The sequence below is a fragment of the Gottfriedia sp. NPDC056225 genome (genome assembly GCF_042267765.1).
Taxonomy (GTDB): domain Bacteria; phylum Bacillota; class Bacilli; order Bacillales; family Bacillaceae_G; genus Gottfriedia.
The window spans coordinates 1-20,795 of sequence record NZ_JBHJTJ010000025.1; the positions used below are offsets into that span (position 1 = coordinate 1).

The following is a 20,795-nucleotide window of genomic DNA, read 5'->3' on the forward strand; positions in this document are numbered from 1 at the left end:
TAAACGGCGGCCGTAACTATAACGGTCCTAAGGTAGCGAAATTCCTTGTCGGGTAAGTTCCGACCCGCACGAAAGGCGTAACGATTTGGGCACTGTCTCAACCATAGACTCGGTGAAATTATAGTACCTGTGAAGATGCAGGTTACCCGCGACAGGACGGAAAGACCCCGTGGAGCTTTACTGCAGCTTGATATTGAATTTTGGTACAGCTTGTACAGGATAGGTAGGAGCCTGTGAAGCCGGAGCGCTAGCTTCGGTGGAGGCGTCGGTGGGATACTACCCTGGCTGTATTGAAATTCTAACCTAGAGCCGTTATCCGGCTCGGAGACAGTGTCAGGTGGGCAGTTTGACTGGGGCGGTCGCCTCCTAAAGAGTAACGGAGGCGCCCAAAGGTTCCCTCAGAATGGTTGGAAATCATTCGAAGAGTGTAAAGGCATAAGGGAGCTTGACTGCGAGACCTACAAGTCGAGCAGGGACGAAAGTCGGGCTTAGTGATCCGGTGGTTCCGCATGGAAGGGCCATCGCTCAACGGATAAAAGCTACCCCGGGGATAACAGGCTTATCTCCCCCAAGAGTCCACATCGACGGGGAGGTTTGGCACCTCGATGTCGGCTCATCGCATCCTGGGGCTGTAGTCGGTCCCAAGGGTTGGGCTGTTCGCCCATTAAAGCGGTACGCGAGCTGGGTTCAGAACGTCGTGAGACAGTTCGGTCCCTATCCGTCGTGGGCGCAGGAAATTTGAGAGGAGCTGTCCTTAGTACGAGAGGACCGGGATGGACACACCGCTGGTGTACCAGTTGTTCTGCCAAGAGCATGGCTGGGTAGCTATGTGTGGAAGGGATAAGTGCTGAAAGCATCTAAGCATGAAGCCCCCCTCAAGATGAGATTTCCCATAGCGTTAAGCTAGTAAGACCCCTGAGAGACGATCAGGTTGATAGGTCAGAGGTGGAAGCATGGTGACATGTGGAGCTGACTGATACTAATCGGTCGAGGACTTAACTAACAAGTTTGATAATGACATTATCTAGTTTTGAGGGTACGAAGTACAACTCAGGTAAATCAGGTGATTATGGCAAAGAGGTCACACCCGTTCCCATACCGAACACGGCAGTTAAGCTCTTTTGCGTCGATGGTAGTTGGGGGTTTCCCCCTGTGAGAGTAGAACGTCGCCTGGTTAAAACAAAAACATCAGCTATTAGGCTGATGTTTTTTTGTGCAATAAATTGTCAACAATTTTACAATTGCTACTCGTCTAAGTAATTTTTTTAGTAAAATCTAGAGGAAAAAAAGCTTCTTAAAAGAAATGTTAAACATATATATATTTATACTGATAAATAATGCTGACCGATTAGCAAGCCTGTAGGTGAAAAAAGAAGAGTAATGGTACATATACTTAATGCGTAAAATCGGAAACTATATCGTCTTTCTTGACCGCTTCCAATTTATACTTTCTTAATCGTACAAAAAAAGATTAAGAGCAAAGTAGTTTGGAAAAAATGATAAAGAGATAATAGTTGAATTTTTTTATGAAAGGAATATAATAATAGTCAAAGATAGTCAAAGTCAGTAAAGGTGGTAAATAGATGAAAAACATATCAGATATCATTGAACAATATCTAATGCACTACTTTGACATATCAGATAAAGATTATGTCGAAATAAAAAGAAGTGAAATAGCGAATAAATTCGACTGTGTTCCTTCTCAAATAAATTATGTAATAAATACAAGATTCACTTTAGAACGAGGATACGTAGTTGAAAGTAAACGTGGTGGAGGAGGGTATATTCGAATTATTAAAGTGCAATTTCATGATAAAGCGAGTGTAATTGATCAAATATTAGACAGCTTTAGTAGTAATATTGCACAGTCTAGCTCTGAAGACTATATTCGATTACTGCTTGAGAATAGTGTAATTACCCAACGTGAAGCCAAGATGATGTTAAGCGTATTAGACCGTTCAGTAATAATGGTAAATTTACCTTATCGAGATGAGTTAAGAGCAAGAATGTTCAAAGCAATGCTAAGAAGCTTAAAGTTTAAATAGAGTATGGAGGTTGCCCATAATGATTTGTCAAGAATGTCAAGAACGTCCGGCAACATTACACTATTCTAAAATTATTAATGGTGAAAAAACAGATATACGCCTATGTGAGAAATGTGCAACTGAATCAAACAATAAATATATTTTTTCTGAAATAGGTGGTTATTCTGTAAATGATCTGTTAGCTGGATTGTTTAAAGGAAATACTGGTATTTATGAAATGAAGAAAAATAAAATTCATCATGATCCACATATTGAATGTCCTAGATGCAAGATGACTTTTCAAAAGTTTACTAAGATTGGACGTTTAGGTTGTTCAACTTGTTATGAAACATTTATGGATCAGATGAAACCAATTGTTAAAAGAATTCATAGCGGTAATGCAACGCACACAGGTAAGTTACCTCAAAAGATAAATGGGACTATCTCTTTAAAGAGAAAGCTACAAGATTTGAAGTCTCAAATGAAAAATTTTATTGATAGTGAGAATTTTGAGCAGGCAATTAAGGTTCGGGATGAGATCCGTGATCTTGAAAGAGATTTACAAGCCCTTCAAAAGGAGGTGGAGTAAATTATGTCTATTGACCGTATTATTAATGAGGCAATTAGTCCATGGATGAAACAAGAAGGTCCTGATGACGATATAGTCTTAAGCAGCCGTATTAGGTTAGCTAGAAACTTTAATGCATATTTGTACCCATCGCTACTTAGCCAAGATAAAGCTAAAGAAATTTGTCATTTAGTTAAACATTATTTTGAAGGTAGTACAGCTTTACCAAATGGACCTTTTGAATATATTGAAATTAATAAGTTAGAACCAGTAGAGAAGAGAGTACTAATTGAGAAGCATTTAATAAGTCCTAATTTAGTTCAAGAGTCCGTACATGGCTCATGTATACTATCTCAAGATGAACAAATTAGCATAATGATAAATGAAGAAGATCATTTACGTATTCAGGCTTTATTTCCTGGGTTACAACTTAGAGAGGCACTTACTCAAGCGAATCATATTGATAATTATATAGAGAGTCAGCTTGAATATGCTTTTGATGAAACAATAGGCTACTTAACGAGCTGCCCTACAAATGTTGGTACCGGATTGAGAGCTTCAGTGATGATGCATCTTCCGGCGCTAGTCATAACAAAACAATTTAACCGATTAATTCCTACAATTAATCAACTTGGATTAGTTGTAAGAGGAATTTACGGTGAAGGTAGCGAAGCTTTAGGTAATATCTTTCAGATTTCAAATCAAATTACTTTAGGGAAATCGGAAGAAGAGATAATAGAAGATTTAACGACAATTGTACAACAACTGATAAAACATGAAAAATCAGCAAGAGACGCACTTGCCAGAACCTCCTTAATTCGCTTAGAGGATCGAGTTTTTCGTTCTCTCGGTACTTTGAAGTACGGGAGAATAATAGAGACAAAGGAAAGTGCTAAATGTTTATCAGACGTACAATTAGGGATTGATTTAGGATTAATTCAAGGTTTATCTAAAAACTTTTTACATGAATTAATGATATTAACTCAACCAGGTATTTTACAACAATTCGTAGGTGATCAACTTACTCCTGAGGAAAGGGATATTAAGAGGGCATCACTAATACGCGAAAGACTATCTGATAAAAATAATTAATTATATGGGAGGAACCAATTATGATGTTTGGTCGATTTACAGAACGTGCTCAAAAAGTATTAGCTCTTTCTCAAGAAGAGGCAATCCGAATTGGACACTCAAATATAGGTACAGAACATATTTTACTAGGGCTTGTTCGTGAAGGAGAAGGTATTGCAGCAAAGGCATTACTTGCTCTTGGATTAAGTCCAGAAAAAGTGCAACAAGAAGTAGAAACATTAATAGGACGCGGCCAAGGAGTAGCTCAAACAGTTCATTACACACCGAGAGCTAAAAAAGTAATTGAATTATCAATGGATGAAGCTCGTAAATTAGGCCATTCTTATGTAGGAACAGAACATATTCTATTAGGTCTAATTAGAGAAGGAGAAGGTGTAGCAGCAAGAGTATTAAATAATCTTGGTGTTAGCTTAAATAAAGCTCGCCAACAAGTCCTTCAATTGTTAGGGAGTAATGAAAGTTCGTCTAATCATCAAAATGGTTCTGCAAACCAAGCAAATACTCCAACATTAGACAGCTTAGCTCGTGATTTAACAGTATCGGCTAGAGAAGGCCGCTTAGATCCAGTAATTGGACGTAGTAAAGAAATTCAACGAGTTATTGAAGTATTAAGTCGTCGTACAAAAAATAATCCAGTATTAATTGGTGAGCCAGGTGTAGGTAAAACTGCAATTGCGGAAGGGTTGGCTCAGCAAATTGTTAATAATGAAGTGCCAGAAATTTTAAGAGATAAACGAGTAATGACTCTTGATATGGGTACTGTAGTAGCAGGAACTAAGTACCGTGGTGAATTTGAAGACCGTTTGAAAAAGGTAATGGATGAAATTCGCCAAGCTGGTAATATTATTCTTTTCATTGATGAACTTCATACATTAATTGGTGCAGGTGGAGCTGAAGGTGCAATTGATGCTTCTAATATCTTAAAGCCATCATTAGCACGTGGTGAACTACAATGTATCGGCGCTACAACAATTGATGAATACCGAAAATATATTGAAAAGGATGCTGCATTAGAGCGTCGCTTCCAACCAATTCAAGTCGACCAACCAAGCGTAGAAGAGTCAATTCAAATTCTTCAAGGTTTACGTGACCGATATGAGGCGCATCATAGAGTATCAATTTCTGATCAATCAATTATTGAAGCTGTAAAACTATCAGACCGATATATTACAGACCGTTTCTTACCGGATAAAGCGATTGACGTAATTGATGAGGCAGGATCTAAAGTACGTTTACGTAGCTTTACAACACCGCCGAACTTAAAAGAGTTAGAATTAAAGTTAGAAGAAGTTCGCAAAGAAAAAGATGCAGCTGTTCAAAGTCAAGAGTTTGAAAAAGCAGCATCATTAAGAGATTCTGAACAAAGGCTACGTGAACAATTAGAAGATACGAAACGTCAGTGGAAAGAAAAACAAGGCAAAGAAAATTCTGAAGTAACTGTAGAAGATATCGCAAATGTTGTGTCATCATGGACGAATATCCCAGTTACAAAATTAGCACAAACAGAGGCAGATAAACTGTTAAATATGGAAAGTGTTCTTCATAAGCGATTAATTGGTCAAGAAGAGGCTGTTGTAGCAGTTTCTAAAGCTGTACGACGTGCTAGAGCGGGATTAAAGGATCCAAAGCGTCCGATAGGTTCATTTATTTTCCTAGGGCCTACAGGGGTAGGTAAAACAGAATTAGCGCGTGCATTAGCTGAAACAATTTTCGGTGATGAAGATGCAATGATTCGAATTGATATGTCAGAGTACATGGAAAAACACGCAACTTCTCGTTTAGTAGGGGCACCTCCAGGATATGTAGGATACGATGAAGGCGGTCAATTAACTGAGAAAGTTAGACGTAAACCTTACTCAGTAATTTTACTAGATGAAATTGAGAAAGCTCATCCGGATGTGTTTAATATCTTACTTCAAGTATTAGAGGATGGCCGTTTAACTGATTCAAAAGGACGTACAGTTGATTTTAGAAATACGCTTGTGATCATGACATCAAATGTCGGGGCAAGTGCTTTAAAAACAAATAAATATGTTGGATTCAATATTAATGATGGTGAAAAAGATTATAAAGATATGAAAGGGAAAGTATTGGAGGAACTGAAAAAAGCATTCCGTCCAGAATTCCTAAACCGTATTGATGAAACAATTGTATTCCATTCATTAGAGAAGAAACATATTAAAGAGATTGTTCACTTAATGGTTAATAGCTTAACGAAACGTTTAAAAGAACAAGAAATTGATTTAGAGTTGTCAGATGCAGCGATCGATAAAATTTCTGATGAAGGATTCGATGCTGAATATGGTGCTCGTCCATTAAGAAGAGCGATTCAAAAACAAGTAGAAGATCGTTTATCTGAAGAGTTATTAAAAGGTAATATTGAGAAAGGTCGAAAGGTCGTTCTTGATGTACAGGATAACGAGTATGTTATTAAACCAGCGGTTGAAACTGTAAATCAATAAGTAGTGATAAAGTTCATGTCTTTTTGTGAAGGAATTTTGAACATTTGATTGTAAAGTTATCTAATTTGTGAAAAAGGGCGTGAAGCCCTTTTTCTTATATCAAAAAAGCGTTAGGATATACTTAGAATACATACTCTATTAATATAGAAAATCATGTAACAAAAGAGGTACTATACATATGGCTAAAAAGAAAACTAAATTCGTGTGTCAATCATGTGGGTGCGAATCGGTTAAGTGGGTCGGAAAGTGTCCTGCATGTAATGAGTGGAATACAATGGTTGAGTTTATCGAACAACCGCCTAGTTCTAGGAGGTTAACTTTTAATACAAATGCTACAACAGAAGGGACTAGACCTATTTCGATTATGGAAGTTGAATTAGGCAATGAAACTCGTATTGGAACTTCCTTCGAAGAGTTTAACCGCGTATTAGGCGGTGGAATCGTTTTAGGTTCATTAGTTTTAATTGGTGGTGATCCTGGAATTGGTAAATCTACGATGCTCTTACAGGTTTCATCTCAATTAGCTAAAAAGGATCATAAAGTTTTATATGTTTCAGGGGAAGAATCTCAGAAGCAAATTAAATTAAGAGCAGAACGTCTAGGTGTCGCTACTCAAAACTTATATGTTTTATCAGAAACGGATTTGTCTTATATTGCGAGATATATGGATGAAATGGCACCAGATTTTGTAGTAATCGATTCGATTCAAACAATCTATTTACAAGAAGTAACATCTGCTCCAGGTAGCGTTTCTCAAGTTCGAGAATGTACATCGGAATTAATGAAAATCGCAAAGACAAAAGGTATTCCGATTTTCATTGTAGGTCATGTGACAAAAGAGGGTGCAATTGCTGGCCCACGATTATTGGAACATATGGTAGATGCAGTGTTATATTTTGAAGGTGAAAGACATCATACATATCGCATATTAAGAGCGGTTAAAAATCGTTTTGGATCTACTAATGAGACTGGTATATTTGAGATGAAAGAGCTAGGATTGGTGGAGGTACTAAATCCATCTGAAATATTTCTAGAAGAAAGGCCATTTGGAGTAGCTGGTTCAACAGTTGTAGCCTCGATGGAGGGAACTAGACCGGTACTTGTAGAGTTACAGGCACTAGTTTCACCTACAAGCTTTGGGAATGCAAGACGCATGGCAACAGGTATAGACCATAATAGAGTATCTCTAATAATGGCCGTTTTAGAAAAGAGAATGGGGCTATTGTTGCAAAATCAAGATGCTTATTTAAAAGTTGCCGGAGGTCTGAAGTTAGATGAACCAGCCGTTGATTTAGCAGTCGCAGTAAGTATAGCTTCAAGCTTCCAAGATAAGCCCACAAATCCTACAGATGTAGTAATTGGTGAGATTGGTTTAACTGGAGAAGTGCGAAGAGTATCTAGAATTGAGCAAAGAGTACAAGAAGCGGCAAAGCTTGGATTTAAAAGAGCAATAATTCCATCAAAAAATATTGGAGGATGGAGTTTTCCTGAAGGAATGGAAATAATAGGTGTTAATACAGTACATGAGGCACTAAAATACGTGTTAGGAGGGTAGAAATGGAAGATCAAAAACAAAAAGCTAAATCAATGTTGCCAGTTTTACAAATGATCTCTCCGGGTACACCTTTGCGTGATGGCATAGACAATGTACTTCGGGCACAAACTGGCGGATTAATTGTACTTGGCTTTAATGATGAAACAAAGGAAATGGTCGATGGAGGATTTCATATTAATGACCCTTTCTCTCCAGCGAGTTTATATGAATTAGCAAAAATGGATGGAGCACTTATTTTAAATGAAAGTGGGACAAAAATCCTATTAGCTAATGCACAATTAATTCCGGATCAATCGATCTTTACAAAAGAAACTGGTATGCGTCATCGAACAGCAGAGCGTGTTTCAAGGCAGACCGGAAACTTAGTAATCGCTATTTCACAAAGACGTAATGTTATTACACTCTATAAAGGGAACTTGCGGTATACTTTGCGAGACATTGGCGTAATTTTAACAAAAGCAAATCAGGCGATTCAAACCCTTGAGAAATATAAGATTGTATGGAATCAAGGGATAACTTCACTTAGTATTTTAGAGTTCGAAGAGTTAGTTACTTTATTTGAAGTCGTAAATGTTTTACATAGCGTAGAAATGGTACTTCGAATAAAAAATGAAATTAATAACTATGTAATTGAGCTTGGTGATGAAGGAAGGTTAATCGAACTACAGTTAATAGAGATAATTTCGGACCTTGAGGAGGAGGCATTACTTTTAATAAAGGATTATCATTATAATAAGGAACAAGATCCAAAGACAATCTTGTTAAAGCTACAAGAATTAGCCAATGAAGAATTGTTAGAGGACCATGCCATTATTAAATTGCTTGGTTATCCAAATAACACGAATCTTGAGGAAATGGTAGAACCAAGAGGTTACCGAATGTTGATGAAAATATCTAGATTACCGCCATTAGTAATTGAAAATTTAACACAGCGGTTTAAGCATCTTAAAGGGATCTACAAAGCTACCCTTGCCGAGTTAGACGACGTAGATGGAATTGGTGAAATTCGTGCGAAGAAAATCAAAGAAGGTTTAAAGCGAATTCAGGAGCAACTGTATATCAATAGACATAACTAAGTTATTTCGTCTAAGATAGAGTTGATTATATTTTTAGTTAACCTATAATATATAATTATTTATTTAAAGGAGGTGGCGAAGTGATAAAGAGGATCGTTCAAGTTATTTATATCTTTGTCGGAAGTACGCTAGGTTTAGTGCTTTTTCCACTATTAGATAAACTGTTAAAAACAGATATGCCTAATATTTTGCATAATTCATATGTGCAAGCTTTAAGTGGAGCGGTGATCTTTTTTATTTTATCGCTTTGGTTAGTTGATCCAACAGTAACATTTATCAAGTATATTGAGGAAAAATTATTAAAAGCTCCTATTTCAATGATTTTGTTTGGTAGTTTAGGACTTGTTTTTGGACTTATTCTGGCATTTCTTATTTCATTGCCAATTGACTCAATTAGATTGCAATACGTTTCATCAATTATACAAATAGTTGTTACGATTTTATTAGGCTATTTAGGCTTTCAAGTTGGAATTAAAAAAAGAGAAGAATTATTAAGTTTGTTTACCTTATCTTCAAGGTCAGCTAAGAAAAAAGCCGCTGAAGAACAGGAAATAGCGGAAATACCAGTGAAAATATTAGATACAAGTGTAATCATCGATGGTCGAATTGCTGATATATGTCAGACTGGATTCATCGAAGGAACAATTGTGATTCCACAATTCGTATTAGCAGAACTACAATATATTGCAGATTCTTCAGATACATTAAAACGAAATAGAGGACGAAGAGGATTAGATATTCTAAACAGAATCCAAAAAGAGCTTGCTATGAAGGTAGAAGTCTACGAAGGTGATTTTGAAGATGTTCCTGAAGTTGACGCAAAGTTAGTTAAGCTTGCAAAATTAAAACATGGTATTTTAGTGACGAATGACTTTAATTTAAATAAAGTAAGTGAACTTCAACAAATTAAAGTTTGGAATATTAATGACCTTGCGAATGCAATTAAGCCAGTAGTGCTACCTGGAGAAGTATTAACGGCATTTGTCGTAAAAGAAGGTAAAGAAAAACTACAAGGTGTGGCTTATTTAGATGATGGCACAATGATTGTTGTAGAAGACGGTAAAGAATCGATTGGAAAACGAGTAGAAACAGTGGTTACGAGTGTACTACAAACTTCTGCAGGACGTATGATATTTGCAAAAGTAAAGTAAGTTAGAGGGGTAAACGTAAAATGCAATATAAGGTCATCATTCCAGCAGCGGGATCTGGCTCTCGCATGGGTGCAGGCTTCAATAAATTATTTATAAAAATAATGAACTCACCAATTATTGAATTGACTTTAAAAGTATTTGGTGAAGATGAGCGTTGTACTGAGATTATCTTACCAATAAAAGAATCAGAGAATCAGTTCTTTGAAACGTTAAATTTACCAAACTTTATTAAGCAAAAAATAACCTTTGTAAAGGGTGGCTCAGAAAGACAGGAAAGTGTCTATAACGGTTTAGATTCAATAAAAGATTCTGAGAGCTTAGTTTTAGTACATGATGGAGCAAGACCTTTTGTGACTAACTCGGTTATTAATCGGATTCTTAGTGAGATGGAAGAGCATGAGGCGGTTATCTGTGCGGTTCCGATGAAAGATACAATAAAGAAGGTTGTTAATCAAGAAGTGGTTGAAACAATCGATCGTTCTACATTATGGGGAGTACAGACTCCCCAAGCATTTACATATAAATGTTTACTTGAGGCGCATCAAAAAGCAACCCAGGCTGGATATTTAGGAACTGATGATGCAAGCTTAGTTGAATGGAACGGAAGTAAAGTTTTTGTAGTAAATGGAGATTATAATAATATTAAAGTAACAACAAAAGAAGATTTGTTTTTTGCCGAAACAATCTATGAACAATATAGAGGTTAGAAGGTGCTTATATGTTTAGAATAGGACAAGGATTTGATGTCCATGCATTTGCGGAAAATCGTCCTTTAATTATAGGTGGAATAGAAATCCCGTATGAATTAGGTTTATTAGGTCATTCTGATGCTGATGTACTCCTTCATACTATATCAGATGCTTTATTAGGAGCTGTTGGAGAAGGAGATATCGGAAAACATTTTCCAGATACGGATCCCGAATTCAAGGATGCCGACTCTGCAAAGCTACTACAGCATGTATTTCAAATTGTAAAAGAAAAAGGCTATGAGCTAGTAAATGCGGACTGCACAATCATTGCTCAAGCACCAAAAATGGCACCATATATACAAGTCATGAGAGATCGAATAGCAGAATTGCTTGAAACGACAGCCGATCGTATTAATGTAAAAGCGACAACAACTGAAAAGTTAGGTTTTACAGGAAGAAAAGAAGGAATTGCTTCCCAAGCAGTTGTATTGTTACAGAAGAAGGCTTAAACTAATAAAGTATATTAATTATTCAGTGGAGAGTGTCTATAAATGTCAAATAGAGTAAGAGTTCGTTATGCACCTAGTCCAACGGGTCATTTACATATTGGAAATGCACGTACTGCGTTATATGTCTATTTATTTGCTAAACATTTTAATGGTGATATGGTACTACGTATAGAGGATACTGATATTGAGCGTAATGTTGAAGGTGGCGAAGAAAGCCAAGCGAAATATTTACGTTGGTTAGGTATTGATTGGAATGAAGGTCCAGATAAAGGTGGCGAGTACGGTCCTTATCGTCAGTTAGAAAGACTAGACCTATACAAGCAATATGCTAATGAGTTAATTGAAAGTGGACATGCGTATAAATGTTATTGTACAGAGGAAGAACTTACAGCAGAACGTGAAGCACAAATAGCTTCTGGACTTCCAACTACACGTTATAGCGGAAAATGTCGTCATTTAACAGACGAAGATCGAGCTACTAAAGAATCAGCGGGTGCAGAATACACAATTCGTTTTGCAGTTCCTGCTAATGATACTTATGAGTGGGAAGATATCGTTCGTGGAAATATTAAGTTCGAATCGAAAGATATTGGTGACTGGGTTCTTGTTAAAAAGAACGGAATTGCTACTTACAACTACGCGGTAGTAGTTGATGATGCATTAATGAAAATTAGTCACGTACTTCGTGGAGAAGAGCATATTTCAAATACGCCTAAACAATTAATGGTTTATCGTGCATTAAATTGGGATGCTCCAGGTTTCGGTCACATGGCGGTTATCGTAAACGAAAATCGTAAAAAGCTTTCTAAACGTGATGAATCTGTCTTACAATTTATTGAACAATATCAAAACCTTGGTTACTTACCAGAAGCGTTATTTAACTTTATTGCTCTTCTTGGCTGGTCACCAGTTGGTGAGGAAGAAATTTTCAGCGAAGAAGAATTTATTAAAATTTTCGATCCTAGCCGTTTAAGTTCTGCTCCAGCTATGTTTGATAAGCAAAAACTAACTTGGATTAACAATCGATATATTAAAGAGCAGCCGTTAGAAAAAGTAGTAGAAATTTCATTACCACATCTAATTAAAGCTGGTTTTGTTAATGAAGAACGCACTGCGGATGAAAATCTATGGGTAACAAATTTAGTTGCTTTATATCAAGATCAAATGAGCTTTGGTGCAGAAATCGTTGAATTATCAAGTCTATTCTTTAAAGAAGAATTAACTTTCGGTGAAGAAGAACAAACTGTTATTTCAGAAGAGCAAGTGAAGGATGTACTTTCAGCATTAGTTGAAGAGCTTAACGCATCTGAAGAGTTTACAGTTGATTCAATCAAAGCAGCAATGAAATCAGTTCAAAAGTCAACTGGTCAAAAAGGTAAAAAATTATTTATGCCAATTCGTGTTGCGACAACTGGTCAATGTCATGGTCCGGAATTACCAGCTGCGATGACTTTATTAGGAAAAGAAAAAGTAATTGCTCGTTTACAAAAAATTATTGGTTAACATTTTGTTAAATTTGTAATATATATAAGTAATATTCATATAGGTAAAATGTTGATAGGGAAAAGTACATGTTTACTCGTTACCCAGAGAGAATCACAATGGTGAAAGTGATTTTAACGATATTCATGGAAGTGCCCCCTTGAGTCCTTAGCCGAAAAAATTATTTAGTAGGCTTAGGCGGTGGAAACCGTTACATTACATGAGTTGAGATAAATTATTTTATCTAAACAGAGTGGAACCGCGCTATTAAAGCGTCTCTGTGTATTTAATTACACAGGGACGCTTTTTATTATTTAGAGATAAAAGATCAAGTTTTTAATAAATTCTTTAAGGGGAAATGAAGATGCTAAAGTACATGAAGGAAGATGTAGCGACGATATTTGAACGCGATCCAGCCGCTACTAGCTATTTAGAAGTAATTCTTACTTATGCTGGTTTACATGCATTATGGCTTTATCGGTTTGCGCATTATTTCTATCGGAAAAAATGGCACTTTATTGCAAGAAGTATTTCACAGTTTGCTCGATTTTTAACAGGAATTGAGATTCACCCAGGGGCTAAAATAGGTAGACGATTTTTCATCGATCATGGAGCAGGAGTAGTAATTGGAGAAACATGTGAAATAGGTGATGATGTTACAATTTATCAGGGAGTAACATTAGGAGGAACTGGTAAGGAAAAAGGCAAAAGACATCCAACCTTATTAAGTGGAGTACTAGTAGCAACTGGAGCAAAAGTACTAGGCTCTATAACAATCGGAGAAAATGCAAAGATCGGTGCAAATTCAGTTGTATTAAAGGATGTTCCAAATAATACTACGGTTGTTGGTATACCGGGTAAGATAGTTGTTCAAGATGGAATTAGAGTAAATAATCAATTTGATCATTGTGATTTACCTGACCCAGTAGCAGATCGACTACTTCAATTGGAAGCGGAACTAGAAGAGTTAAGAAGTTTAATGAGAATATCTGAAAGGAAGTAAAACTATGGCAATTCAAATTTATAATACATTAACTAGGAACAAAGAAGACTTTAAACCTTTAGAAGAAGGCAAGGTCAAAATTTATGTATGTGGACCAACTGTTTATAACTATATACACATTGGTAACGCAAGACCTGCTATCGTATTTGATACAGTGAGACGTTATTTCGAATACCGTGGATATGAAGTGAACTACGTTTCAAACTTTACTGATGTTGATGATAAGTTAATTAAAGCAGCAAACGAATTAGGCTCAGATGTACCAACAATTGCAGACCGTTTTATTAATGCTTATTTTGAAGACGTTCAAGAGTTAGGATGCAAAACAGCAACGAATCATCCTCGTGTAATGGATAATATGGATATTATTATCGAGTTTATTGATGAACTTGTAATAAAAGGTTATGCATATGAATCCGAAGGTGATGTTTATTTCAAAACAAAGGAATTTAATGGTTACGGTAAACTTTCACACCAATCAATTGAGGACCTTCGAATTGGTGAAAGAATTGAAATTGGCGAAAAGAAAGAAGATCCATTAGATTTCGCTCTATGGAAAGCAGCGAAACCAGGTGAAATATCTTGGGAAAGCCCATGGGGGAAAGGAAGACCGGGCTGGCATATTGAGTGTTCAGCAATGGCTAAAAAATATCTTGGCGAAACAATCGATATCCATGCAGGAGGCCAAGACTTATCATTTCCACATCATGAGAATGAGATTGCTCAGTCTGAAGCATTAAGTGGGAAAACTTTTTCAAACTATTGGATGCATAATGGTTATATCAATATTGATAACGAAAAAATGTCTAAGTCTTTAGGTAACTTTGTACTAGTACATGACATCATTAAGATTATTGATCCAATGTTATTACGTTTCTTCATGTTATCAGTTCATTATCGTCACCCGATTAACTATAGTGAAGAAATTTTACAAGAAGCAAAAAATGGTTTTGAGCGTATTAAAACTGCTTACCAAAATAGTAAACACCGTCTAGAAAGTAGTACTAATTTAACTGAAGATGACGCTAAGTGGTTAAAAGAAATTGAAGACGAAAAAGCAGTATTTGTAAAAGTAATGGATGATGACTTTAATACGGCTAATGCGATTTCAGTTTTATATCAATTAGTAAAAATAACTAATCAATATTTATTAGAAACTCATACTTCTACGAATGTATTAAATCAGTTAGTAGCAACTTTTGATGAATTATCAAGTGTTCTAGGTATTACATTAGTTAAAGAAGAAGCGATGTTAGATGATGAAATCGAAGCATTAATTCAAAAACGTACAGATGCACGAAAAAATCGTGACTTTGCTTTAGCGGATCAAATTCGTGATCAATTAAAAGAAATGAATATTATCATTGAAGATACTCCACAAGGTATTCGCTGGAAAAGAGGATGACTTCATGATTGAAAGTAGTCAAAATATAGATGTTAAACAACTAAACAGTTTAGCACTAGCATATATTGGTGATGCTGTATATGAAATTTATGTACGTCATCACCTCCTTGAAAAAGGAACTGTTAGACCTAATCAACTTCATCGAGCGGCAACAAAATTCGTTTCAGCAAAAGGACAAGCTAAAGTGATAAGAGAAATACTTTCAACTGATTTCTTGTCCGAAGAGGAAGTTGCAGTTGTTAAAAGAGGGCGTAATGCAAAATCAGGTACCGTACCAAAAAATACTGATGTGCAAACGTATCGATACGCAACAGCGATGGAGGCATTAATTGGGTACCATTATTTATTAAAAAATGAAGATAGACTCAATACAATTGTACAAGTTGCAATTCAGTTTATTGAGAATGATAAAGGAGTATAACATGTCTGAGGAATTTATTATAGGGCGTAATCCAGTTATGGAAGCAATACGTGCAGGTCGTGATATAAATAAAATATGGGTTAGTGAAGGAGCAAATAAAGGTCAAATCCATAAGCTCTTAGAATTGGCCAATCAAAACAAAGTAATCGTACAAACTGCACCGAACAAAAAATTGGATGGAATGGTTAAAGGAAACCACCAAGGTGTAGTAGCGCAAGTAGCTGCATATGAATATGTGGAAGTTGATGACTTATTCGAAGTAGCGAATAGCCGTAATGAGCAACCATTCTTTTTAATCTTAGACGAAATTGAAGATCCACATAATTTAGGTTCAATTATGAGAACAGCTGATGCAGTTGGCGCACACGGTATTATCATTCCTAAAAGAAGAGCGGTAGGTTTAACTTCAGCGGTTGCGAAATCTTCAACAGGCGCAATTGAATATATTCCAGTAGCTCGAGTAACAAATTTAGCAAGAACGGTAGATGAATTAAAAGAAAGAGGAGTTTGGATATTTGGTACAGATGCAAAAGGTGCAGATGACTATCGAAACATGGATGGACAAATCTCTCTTGGTTTAATTATTGGTAGTGAAGGTAAAGGTATGAGCAGAATCTTAAAGGAAAAATGTGATTTCTTAATAAAGCTACCTATGGTTGGTAAAGTTACATCATTAAATGCGTCTGTTGCGGCAAGTCTATTAATGTACGAAATACATCGTAAGAGACACCCGCTTGGATCATAAAAAGAAAGAAATTCTGATTGTAGATGGATATAACATGATAGGAGCTTGGCCGAATCTTAGAAAACTTCGCGAAATTGATTTTGATAAATCACGTGATTTTCTAATAACGCAACTTGCTGAGTATAAGGCATACACAGGTATGTATATAATTGTTGTATTTGATGCTCATTTTGTAAATGGGATTGAAAAAAATGACAAGCATTCAAAAGTTGAAGTGATTTTTACTCGGAAAAGCCAAACGGCTGATGAAAAAATTGAAAAACTTGCAATTGAGCTCCGTCATGTTAACCATCAAATTTATGTCGCGACTTCGGACTTTACAGAGCAATGGCAAATATTTGGACAAGGTGCACTTCGTATACCTGCAATGGAATTATATAGATCAGTTACTCAAAATAAAAAGATGATTAGTACTCAGATTAATGAAATACCTGATCAAAGACTGACAATTAGTAAAACATTAAATTCGAAACAAACAGAAATTTTAGAAAAATGGCGAAGAGGGGAACGATGACTTATTGTTTCCTTCTTCTTTGTGCTGTATAATTTAATTAAATTGTTAGGTCGGAGGTGCTAATTTTGAACGTTGAACAGGAATTGAAGCTAATGATTGAGTATGGACCCTTAGAAGATGAGGTAATTCTCGAATATGTTCGAGAGGGTGATCAAGAAGCACTAACATTTTTAATTCAAAAGTACCGAAACTTCGTAAAAGCAAAATCTAGGTCTTATTTCCTAATAGGTGCTGACCGCGAAGATATTATTCAAGAAGGTATGATTGGATTATACAAAGCAATTCGTGACTACAAAGAAGATAAACTTTCTTCATTTAAGGCGTTTGCAGAATTATGCATCACAAGACAGATTATTACAGCAATTAAAACAGCAACAAGACAAAAGCATATTCCATTAAATTCTTATGTATCATTGGACAAGCCTATTTATGATGAGGAATCTGACCGCACATTACTTGATGTGTTAACCGAGACAAAAAACATGGATCCAGAAGAACTTGTTATAAATCAAGAAGAAAATGTGGACATAGAGCTTAAAATGTCTGAATTATTGAGCGATTTAGAAAGAAAAGTATTATCACTCTATTTAGATGGTCGATCTTACCAAGAGATATCAGAAGAGTTAAATAGACATGTAAAATCAATTGATAATGCTTTACAACGCGTGAAAAGAAAGCTTGAAAGGTATATGGAAATAAGAGAATTGTCAGTGTGATTTTGATGAAAGAAATCAGTTTGACAGTTTATAGTTCGCATGGTACATTCTAAATGGATAATTATATAGGAATTAGGTTGGTGTATCCATGAGAAAAAAGGTTGTCCTGTCGTGCACTAATTGCAATAATAGAAACTACTCCACGATGAAGAATTCCACTTCTATAGAACGTTTGGAGATGAAAAAGTTTTGTAAAACGTGCAATGAACATACCACACATAAAGAAACGAAATAATTGAAATAAGATATATGTAAAATACGAATGTCCTTAATCGGTAGATAAACTAATGAGCATGCTTCGTTTTTAGGGGCAAGTTGGACGGTTCGTAAATCTCTAAACTAGTATATATGGGGGTTGCATCAGTGGGTCGTATCGGTAAGTTTTTTCGCGAAGTAAAAAGTGAAATGAAAAAAGTTTCATGGCCTAAGCGTAAGGAATTAGTTAATTCTACGGTTACAGTATTAGCTACAGTTTTGTTTTTTGTAGTATTCTTTGCTGTAATTGATTCTGGACTTTCTAAACTAATTCGACTTATTCTTGAATAAGTTAAAAGTAATTGTGCTATAATGAGTGATAATGTTTAAAAAAAAAGCCCGGTGACGGGTTTTTTAATTTGCAAAGAAAGTTGACCGGGGAGGGAAGGACAAGTAGTCCTCTAACATGGAAAAAAGATGGTATGTAGTTCATACTTACTCAGGATATGAGAATAAAGTTAAAGCTAATTTAGAAAAACGTGTAGAAACAATGGGAATGCAGGATAAAATTTTCCGTGTAATCGTACCAGAAGAATCAGAAGTAGAAATGAAGAACGGTAAAGAGAAAGTAACAAAGCGCAAAGTATTTCCAGGTTATGTGTTAGTTGAGTTAGTGATGACTGACGATTCTTGGTATGTAGTTCGTAATACACCAGGAGTAACTGGTTTCGTAGGTTCAGCGGGATCTGGTTCAAAACCAACACCGCTTTTAGAAGAAGAAATTACACATATTCTAAAACATATGGGTCTAGATGAACAAGTTATTGATTTTGATTTAGATATAAATGAAGTCGTTCGCTTAAAAGAAGGCCCATTTGCAAACTATACTGGTTCAATTAAAGAAATTGATTTTGAAAAGAAAAAAGTAACTGTATTAGTAGAATTCTTTAATAAAGAAACTCCAGTTGAACTGGATTTACATCTTGTAGAAAAATTATAATACAAGACCTTGCAATTTTATTTTGAAAGTGTTAGACTTTTAAAGGTCAATATGCATCGAAAAGATGATATTAACTTCTGAATAAGAATATGCATGTAAATGCAAAACGATATGAGTGGGAGGGTGTAATAACCCATTACCACATCACGGACTTAAGGAGGTGTGTCTCGTGGCTAAAAAAGTAATTAAAATGGTAAAATTGCAAATTCCTGCAGGAAAAGCAAACCCAGCACCACCAGTTGGTCCTGCATTAGGACAAGCAGGTGTTAACATCATGGGATTCTGTAAAGAGTTCAACGCTCGTACAGCTGACCAAGCTGGTCTAATTATTCCTGTTGAAATCACTGTATTCGAAGATCGTTCGTTTACATTTATTACGAAAACTCCTCCTGCTGCTGTACTTCTTAAAGTAGCGGCTGGTATCGAGTCTGGTTCTGGTGAACCAAATCGTAAAAAAGTAGCAACAGTAAAACGCGACAAAGTACGTGAGATTGCTGAACAAAAAATGCCTGACTTAAATGCTGCTTCTGTTGAAGCTGCTATGCGTATGGTAGAAGGTACTGCACGTAGTATGGGTATCGTTATTGAAGACTAATCCCATCTTCAGTAAGGTGTGATTGAGGAGGTTGCGAACATCGTATGATGTGTTTTATCGCAACCTTTATTCGTGGGAGGAAAATCCGTTAAAACCACATTAGGAGGAATAGAACATGGCTAACAAAGGTAAAAAATACCAAGAAGCTATTAAATTAGTAGATCGTACAGCTGTTTACGCAGTAAACGAAGCTGTAGAACTTGTTAAAAAGACTACAACTGTTAACTTTGATGCGACAGTTGAAGTAGCATTCCGTTTAGGAGTAGATCCAAAGAAAGCTGACCAACAAATTCGTGGTGCAGTAGTTCTTCCACACGGTACTGGTAAAGTACAACGTGTATTAGTATTCGCTAAAGGTGAAAAAGCTAAAGAAGCTGAAGCTGCTGGTGCTGATTTCGTAGGCGATGCTGACATGATTAACAAAATCCAACAAGGTTGGTTCGATTTTGATGTAGTAGTAGCAACTCCAGACATGATGGCTGAAGTTGGTAAATTAGGACGTGTATTAGGACCTAAAGGTTTAATGCCAAACCCTAAAACAGGTACAGTTACATTCGACGTAACAAAAGCTGTTAACGAAATCAAAGCTGGTAAAGTTGAATACCGTGTTGATAAAGCTGGTAACATTCACGTACCAATCGGTAAAGTATCTTTCGAAAACGAAAAGTTAGTAGAAAACTTTACAACAATCTTTGAAACTATGTTAAAAGTTAAACCTGCTGCTGCTAAAGGAACATACATGAAGAACGTAGCAATCACTTCAACTATGGGCCCTGGTATCAAAGTAGATCCATCTAGTTTCTAAGATATAAAACAAAGTTGACAATTCGACAAGAACTCTCTATAATGGAGATTGTCTTGCTAATTAAATAGACTACCGTAGACAGTAGGTGCTTTCGCTTAATATCCTACCGAGGTGTATAACTGATAAATTCGTGCATATACAACCTCCATGTCTTTTTTTGAAAAATTCGTGGAGGTTTTGCTATGGTTACACTTTTGCGGTATACACACTAAAATCCACAGGAGGTGTAATAAATGAGCGCAGTATTAGAAGCTAAAAAACAAGTTGTATCTGAAGTAGCTGCAAAATTACGTGATAGTAAATCAACAGTTGTTGTTGACTACCGTGGTTTAAATGTTGCTGAAGTAACTGAATTACGTAAGCAATTACGTGAAGCTGGCGTTGAGTTCAAAGTTTACAAAAACACTTTAACTCGTCGTGCTGCTGAAGAAGCTGGATTAGCTGATTTAAACGAATCATTAACTGGTCCAAACGCAATCGCGTTTAGTATGGAGGATGTAATCGCTCCTGCTAAAGTAATCAACGATTTCGCTAAGAAACATGAGGCTTTAGAAATTAAAGCTGGTGTGATCGAAGGAAATGTTGCTACTGTTGAAGAAGTTAAAGCTCTTGCTGAACTTCCATCTCGCGAAGGTTTACTTTCAATGTTGCTTAGCGTGCTACAAGCACCAATCCGCAACTTCGCTCTTGCAACTAAAGCAGTTGCAGAACAAAAAGAAGAACAAGGCGCTTAATGCCAAGATCGCTTAAAATATATAATTTATAGGTATAAACAAGGAGGAAATTAA

General features: G+C 36.1%; 22 protein-coding genes, 2 rRNA genes and 2 other annotated features. All 24 genes read left to right on the top strand.

The features are described 5' to 3' along the window. Window positions 1-1,003: ribosomal RNA gene (locus ACFCYN_RS15900) — 23S ribosomal RNA — on the top strand; the annotation flags it as partial. Window positions 1,004-1,059: 56 nt separating this feature from the next. Then, window positions 1,060-1,175 (top strand): 5S ribosomal RNA (rrf, locus tag ACFCYN_RS15905). A gap of 408 nt (window positions 1,176-1,583) precedes the next feature. Beyond that, a complete protein-coding gene (locus ACFCYN_RS15910; RefSeq protein ID WP_172446618.1) occupies window positions 1,584-2,045 on the top strand; it encodes a CtsR family transcriptional regulator in 462 nt (153 codons plus the stop codon). Between the two features lie 19 nt (window positions 2,046-2,064). Then, window positions 2,065-2,613 (top strand): protein-arginine kinase activator protein McsA, encoded by a 549-nt coding sequence (gene mcsA / locus ACFCYN_RS15915; protein ID WP_375950312.1) that lies wholly within the window; start codon window positions 2,065-2,067, stop codon window positions 2,611-2,613. 3 nt (window positions 2,614-2,616) lie between these two features. Then, the gene (mcsB, locus tag ACFCYN_RS15920) at window positions 2,617-3,684 is read left to right on the top strand and encodes a protein-arginine kinase McsB (protein ID WP_375950314.1); all 1,068 of its coding nucleotides are present in this window, start codon (window positions 2,617-2,619) and stop codon (window positions 3,682-3,684) included. Between the two features lie 20 nt (window positions 3,685-3,704). Next, the gene (clpC, locus tag ACFCYN_RS15925; protein ID WP_172446621.1) at window positions 3,705-6,146 is read left to right on the top strand and encodes an ATP-dependent protease ATP-binding subunit ClpC; all 2,442 of its coding nucleotides are present in this window, start codon (window positions 3,705-3,707) and stop codon (window positions 6,144-6,146) included. A 178-nt stretch (window positions 6,147-6,324) separates the two neighbouring features. Continuing rightward, a complete protein-coding gene (radA, locus tag ACFCYN_RS15930) occupies window positions 6,325-7,701 on the top strand; it encodes a DNA repair protein RadA (protein WP_098121834.1) in 1,377 nt (458 codons plus the stop codon). A gap of 2 nt (window positions 7,702-7,703) precedes the next feature. Further along, on the top strand, window positions 7,704-8,777 hold the full coding sequence (gene disA, locus ACFCYN_RS15935; RefSeq protein WP_098121835.1) for a DNA integrity scanning diadenylate cyclase DisA: 1,074 nt from the start codon (window positions 7,704-7,706) through the stop codon (window positions 8,775-8,777). An 80-nt stretch (window positions 8,778-8,857) separates the two neighbouring features. Beyond that, entirely contained in the window at window positions 8,858-9,928 is a 1,071-nt protein-coding gene (locus ACFCYN_RS15940) for a PIN/TRAM domain-containing protein (RefSeq protein WP_172446622.1), read from the top strand. 20 nt (window positions 9,929-9,948) lie between these two features. Continuing rightward, window positions 9,949-10,635: a 2-C-methyl-D-erythritol 4-phosphate cytidylyltransferase gene (gene ispD / locus ACFCYN_RS15945; protein ID WP_172446623.1), complete on the top strand. Its 687-nt coding sequence runs from the start codon at window positions 9,949-9,951 to the stop codon at window positions 10,633-10,635. A gap of 11 nt (window positions 10,636-10,646) precedes the next feature. Beyond that, window positions 10,647-11,126: a 2-C-methyl-D-erythritol 2,4-cyclodiphosphate synthase gene (gene ispF / locus ACFCYN_RS15950; protein WP_172446624.1), complete on the top strand. Its 480-nt coding sequence runs from the start codon at window positions 10,647-10,649 to the stop codon at window positions 11,124-11,126. A 42-nt stretch (window positions 11,127-11,168) separates the two neighbouring features. Next, on the top strand, window positions 11,169-12,629 hold the full coding sequence (gltX, locus tag ACFCYN_RS15955) for a glutamate--tRNA ligase (RefSeq protein WP_172446625.1): 1,461 nt from the start codon (window positions 11,169-11,171) through the stop codon (window positions 12,627-12,629). A 42-nt stretch (window positions 12,630-12,671) separates the two neighbouring features. Beyond that, window positions 12,672-12,891: a binding site (T-box leader), on the top strand. Between the two features lie 81 nt (window positions 12,892-12,972). Next, window positions 12,973-13,611: a serine O-acetyltransferase gene (cysE, locus tag ACFCYN_RS15960; protein ID WP_097978211.1), complete on the top strand. Its 639-nt coding sequence runs from the start codon at window positions 12,973-12,975 to the stop codon at window positions 13,609-13,611. A gap of 4 nt (window positions 13,612-13,615) precedes the next feature. Further along, complete coding sequence (gene cysS / locus ACFCYN_RS15965) at window positions 13,616-15,016, top strand: cysteine--tRNA ligase (RefSeq protein WP_375950318.1); 1,401 nt, start codon at window positions 13,616-13,618, stop codon at window positions 15,014-15,016. A gap of 4 nt (window positions 15,017-15,020) precedes the next feature. Beyond that, a complete protein-coding gene (locus tag ACFCYN_RS15970; protein WP_172446627.1) occupies window positions 15,021-15,437 on the top strand; it encodes a Mini-ribonuclease 3 in 417 nt (138 codons plus the stop codon). A 1-nt stretch (window position 15,438) separates the two neighbouring features. Next, window positions 15,439-16,182, top strand: a complete 744-nt coding sequence (gene rlmB, locus ACFCYN_RS15975; protein ID WP_172446628.1) for a 23S rRNA (guanosine(2251)-2'-O)-methyltransferase RlmB — start codon at window positions 15,439-15,441, stop codon at window positions 16,180-16,182. Between the two features lie 34 nt (window positions 16,183-16,216). Next, entirely contained in the window at window positions 16,217-16,696 is a 480-nt protein-coding gene (locus ACFCYN_RS15980) for an NYN domain-containing protein (RefSeq protein ID WP_172447757.1), read from the top strand. A gap of 65 nt (window positions 16,697-16,761) precedes the next feature. Then, window positions 16,762-17,412, top strand: coding sequence for an RNA polymerase sporulation sigma factor SigH (gene sigH, locus ACFCYN_RS15985; RefSeq protein ID WP_056467364.1), 651 nt, complete (start codon window positions 16,762-16,764; stop codon window positions 17,410-17,412). Window positions 17,413-17,500: 88 nt separating this feature from the next. Then, complete coding sequence (gene rpmG / locus ACFCYN_RS15990; protein ID WP_098121843.1) at window positions 17,501-17,647, top strand: 50S ribosomal protein L33; 147 nt, start codon at window positions 17,501-17,503, stop codon at window positions 17,645-17,647. 128 nt (window positions 17,648-17,775) lie between these two features. Beyond that, a complete protein-coding gene (gene secE / locus ACFCYN_RS15995) occupies window positions 17,776-17,958 on the top strand; it encodes a preprotein translocase subunit SecE (RefSeq protein ID WP_172446629.1) in 183 nt (60 codons plus the stop codon). A 115-nt stretch (window positions 17,959-18,073) separates the two neighbouring features. Then, window positions 18,074-18,607, top strand: a complete 534-nt coding sequence (gene nusG, locus ACFCYN_RS16000) for a transcription termination/antitermination protein NusG (RefSeq protein WP_098121845.1) — start codon at window positions 18,074-18,076, stop codon at window positions 18,605-18,607. A gap of 169 nt (window positions 18,608-18,776) precedes the next feature. Next, complete coding sequence (gene rplK, locus ACFCYN_RS16005) at window positions 18,777-19,202, top strand: 50S ribosomal protein L11 (RefSeq protein ID WP_056467373.1); 426 nt, start codon at window positions 18,777-18,779, stop codon at window positions 19,200-19,202. A gap of 115 nt (window positions 19,203-19,317) precedes the next feature. Beyond that, window positions 19,318-20,007, top strand: coding sequence for a 50S ribosomal protein L1 (rplA, locus tag ACFCYN_RS16010; protein WP_098121847.1), 690 nt, complete (start codon window positions 19,318-19,320; stop codon window positions 20,005-20,007). 54 nt (window positions 20,008-20,061) lie between these two features. Next, window positions 20,062-20,197: a sequence feature (ribosomal protein L10 leader region), on the top strand. A 43-nt stretch (window positions 20,198-20,240) separates the two neighbouring features. Continuing rightward, complete coding sequence (gene rplJ, locus ACFCYN_RS16015; protein WP_098121848.1) at window positions 20,241-20,741, top strand: 50S ribosomal protein L10; 501 nt, start codon at window positions 20,241-20,243, stop codon at window positions 20,739-20,741. Window positions 20,742-20,795 lie beyond the last annotated feature (54 nt).

Bases quoted from the DNA above. Each gene is read 5' to 3' on its own strand.
- ACFCYN_RS15910 (WP_172446618.1), top strand. From the start codon at position 1,584: ATGAAAAACATATCAGATATCATTGAACAATATCTAATGCACTACTTT.
- mcsA (WP_375950312.1), top strand. From the start codon at position 2,065: ATGATTTGTCAAGAATGTCAAGAACGTCCGGCAACATTACACTATTCT.
- mcsB (WP_375950314.1), top strand. From the start codon at position 2,617: ATGTCTATTGACCGTATTATTAATGAGGCAATTAGTCCATGGATGAAA.
- clpC (WP_172446621.1), top strand. From the start codon at position 3,705: ATGATGTTTGGTCGATTTACAGAACGTGCTCAAAAAGTATTAGCTCTT.
- radA (WP_098121834.1), top strand. From the start codon at position 6,325: ATGGCTAAAAAGAAAACTAAATTCGTGTGTCAATCATGTGGGTGCGAA.
- disA (WP_098121835.1), top strand. From the start codon at position 7,704: ATGGAAGATCAAAAACAAAAAGCTAAATCAATGTTGCCAGTTTTACAA.
- ispD (WP_172446623.1), top strand. From the start codon at position 9,949: ATGCAATATAAGGTCATCATTCCAGCAGCGGGATCTGGCTCTCGCATG.
- ispF (WP_172446624.1), top strand. From the start codon at position 10,647: ATGTTTAGAATAGGACAAGGATTTGATGTCCATGCATTTGCGGAAAAT.
- gltX (WP_172446625.1), top strand. From the start codon at position 11,169: ATGTCAAATAGAGTAAGAGTTCGTTATGCACCTAGTCCAACGGGTCAT.
- cysE (WP_097978211.1), top strand. From the start codon at position 12,973: ATGCTAAAGTACATGAAGGAAGATGTAGCGACGATATTTGAACGCGAT.
- cysS (WP_375950318.1), top strand. From the start codon at position 13,616: ATGGCAATTCAAATTTATAATACATTAACTAGGAACAAAGAAGACTTT.
- ACFCYN_RS15970 (WP_172446627.1), top strand. From the start codon at position 15,021: ATGATTGAAAGTAGTCAAAATATAGATGTTAAACAACTAAACAGTTTA.
- rlmB (WP_172446628.1), top strand. From the start codon at position 15,439: ATGTCTGAGGAATTTATTATAGGGCGTAATCCAGTTATGGAAGCAATA.
- ACFCYN_RS15980 (WP_172447757.1), top strand. From the start codon at position 16,217: ATGATAGGAGCTTGGCCGAATCTTAGAAAACTTCGCGAAATTGATTTT.
- rpmG (WP_098121843.1), top strand. From the start codon at position 17,501: ATGAGAAAAAAGGTTGTCCTGTCGTGCACTAATTGCAATAATAGAAAC.
- nusG (WP_098121845.1), top strand. From the start codon at position 18,074: ATGGAAAAAAGATGGTATGTAGTTCATACTTACTCAGGATATGAGAAT.
- rplA (WP_098121847.1), top strand. From the start codon at position 19,318: ATGGCTAACAAAGGTAAAAAATACCAAGAAGCTATTAAATTAGTAGAT.
- rplJ (WP_098121848.1), top strand. From the start codon at position 20,241: ATGAGCGCAGTATTAGAAGCTAAAAAACAAGTTGTATCTGAAGTAGCT.